The 2,769-nt window shown below is 62.7% G+C and carries 2 protein-coding genes; both read right to left on the bottom strand.

The window, feature by feature from the left end; all coding sequences use genetic code 11:
* Positions 1-55: 55 nt before the first annotated feature.
* Positions 56-847 carry an FAD binding domain-containing protein gene (locus ACR0B5_RS22835; RefSeq protein WP_480543683.1) on the bottom strand — a complete coding sequence of 264 codons (792 nt, stop codon included), beginning with the start codon at positions 845-847 and terminating at the stop codon, positions 56-58.
* Between the two features lie 95 nt (positions 848-942).
* Positions 943-2,769: xanthine dehydrogenase family protein molybdopterin-binding subunit (locus tag ACR0B5_RS22830; protein ID WP_480543681.1), on the bottom strand; the 1,827-nt coding region annotated here is incomplete at its 5' end.

Here is a 2,769-nt window from a genome sequence, read left to right as displayed (position 1 = left end):
CATAGCAAAAGCCCCGGGGTTTTGCCCGGGGCTTTTGGGTTTGTTGTTTCTGTGTTTACGAGCAGTTTTGGACGGCGCGTTTTGTCATGACGCTGACGAGATGCGCGCGGTAGGTTTTGCTGCCATGCAGGTCGGCGATCATGTTCATCGGGTTGACGCTCAGCCCCATCAACGCCTCGGCGTTGAAGGATTTGTTCAAGGCCTCTTCGGCCTCGGCCCACCGGAACACGCCGTCTTCGCTGGCGCCGGTCACGGCGACACGGACACCATCCGCAAAGCGCGCCACGTAGACACCGACCAGGGCAAATCGGGACGCAGGCTGCAGGAACTTCTGATAGCTTGCCGCTTGAGGCACCGGGAACCGGACCGAGGTGATGATCTCACCCTCATCCAGCGCGGTGGCAAACATGCCCTGAAAGAAGTCGTCCGCCGCGATCTGCCGCGCGTTGGTCACGATGGTTGCGCCCGAGCCCAGCACGCCCGCCGGATAACAGGCCGCCGGATCATTATTGGCCACCGACCCGCCAATGGTGCCGCGATTGCGCACCGCCGGATCACCGATCTGACCCGCCAAGGCCGCCAGCGCCGGATACGACCCCGCCGCTTCACGCGCCACCGTGGCATGGGGCGTCGCCCCGCCAATGACGACCGAGCCGTCATCCTCGACACAGACACCCTGCATCTCGGCAATCCCACCCATGCTGACCAGCACCGAAGGGGCCGCCAGGCGCTGCTTCAGCGTCGGGATCAGCGTCTGACCCCCACCCAATGGCTGCGCATCCTCGGCCCCCAACGCAGCAACCGCGTCGGCAATGCTCGAGGGCTTTTCAAACTCGAAACTGTACATTCCGCTTTTCCTTTCCGAAGAGCGCAGATCCGCTCTTCATCTGGCTAAAAATACCTCGGGGGTCCGGGGGCTGGCCCCCGGTCCGCCCTCTCAACTCAGCTGTTCATCGCCGCCCAGACGCGCGACGGGCTTACTGGCATATCGATGTGATCCACCGCCTTGCCGCCCGAATTCATCGCATCCAGAACCGCATTGACCACCGCCGGCGGAGAGCCAATTGCCCCGGCCTCACCACAGCCCTTCACACCCAACGGGTTATGCGTACAGGGTGTCTGGCTGGAATGATCGACGCCGTAGAAGGGCACATCATCAGCGCGCGGCATGGCGTAATCCATGAAGGACGCGCTCAGCAGCTGGCCATTCTCGTCATAGGCGCAGTTCTCCAGCAGCGCCTGGCCGATACCCTGGCCAATACCGCCATGAACCTGGCCATCCACGATCATCGGGTTGACGATGTTGCCAAAGTCATCCGCCGCGGTGAAGGCTTCGACGCTGACCTGACCGGTTTCCGGGTCGACCTCGACCTCGCAGGCATAGGCGCCCGAGGGGAAGGTGAAGTTGGCCGGATCATAGAACGCGGTCTCCTCCAGCCCCGGCTCAACCTCCAGCGGGAAGTTATGCGGCACGTAGGCTGTCAGGGTTACATCGCCCCAGGCCACCGACTTGTCGGTGCCCGCGACGCTGAACTGACCGTCCTTCAACTCAATATCGGCCTCAGACGCCTCCAGCAGGTGGGCGGCAATCTTCTTGGCCTTGTCGATCACCTTCTCAGTGGCCTTCACCATGGCCGAGCCACAGACCGCCAGCGAGCGCGAGCCATAGGTGCCCATGCCGAACGGGATCTTCGAAGTGTCGCCATGCACGATCTCGACCATCGATTCATCAATGCCGATCATGTCGGCCACAACCTGCGGGAAGGCAGTCTCATGCCCCTGCCCATGGCTATGCGCGCCAACCATGACGCTGATCGATCCGGTGGCATTCACCCGCACGGTCGCCGCATCATAGAGACCCGCCCGGGCCCCCAGCATGCCAACGATGTTCGAGGGCGCAATGCCGCACGCCTCGATATAGCAGTTGATGCCCAGACCGCGCAGCTTGCCCTTGGCCTCGCTTGCCGCACGGCGTGCGGCAAAACCGGGCAGATCAGCCGCGGCTTCCAGCTTATCCATGGTCCCGTTGTAATCCCCGGTGTCATAGGTCAGCGCGACCGGCGTGTCATAGGGGAACTGGGTGATGAAGTTCTGACGGCGCAGGGCAATCGGATCGACGCCTAGCTCGCGCGCGGCCTTGTCCACCACGCGTTCCAACTGGAACGTCGCCTCGGGCCGGCCCGCGCCGCGATAGGCATCCACCGGCACCGTATTGGTGAACATCGCCTTCACATTCACCTGAATGACCGGCGTCTTGTAATTGCCCGCCATCAGCGTGCCGTGCAGCCAGGTTGGCACGGAGCTGGAGAAGGTCGACAGATACGCTCCAAGGTTCGCGTAGGTGTTGGTCCGCAACCCGATGAAGTTATTGTCTGCATCCAGCGCCAGTTCGATTTTGCTGACATGATCCCGGCCATGGGCGTCCGACATGAACGCCTCGGACCGGCTGGAGGTCCACTTCACGGGCCGGTTGCAGGCCTTGGCGGCGAAGGTACAGAACGCCTCTTCCGCATAGTGGAAAATCTTGGTGCCAAAACCGCCGCCCACATCCGGGGCCACCACGCGGACCTTATGCTCGGGCAGACCCAGCACGAAGGCGCACATCAGCAAGCGGATCACATGCGGGTTCTGCGAGGTCGTATAGAGCGTGTACTCATCCGTGCCCCGCCTATACTCACCCACCGCCACGCGCGGCTCCATCGGGTTGGCGACCAGGCGGTTGTTGACCAGATCCAGCGTGGTCACATGGGCCGCATTGGCGAAGACCTC

This window comes from Ruegeria sp. AG1 (genome assembly GCF_056541705.1).
The sequence above is the reverse complement of the archived record's forward strand: the minus strand, read 5'-3'. Positions and strand labels throughout refer to the sequence as shown.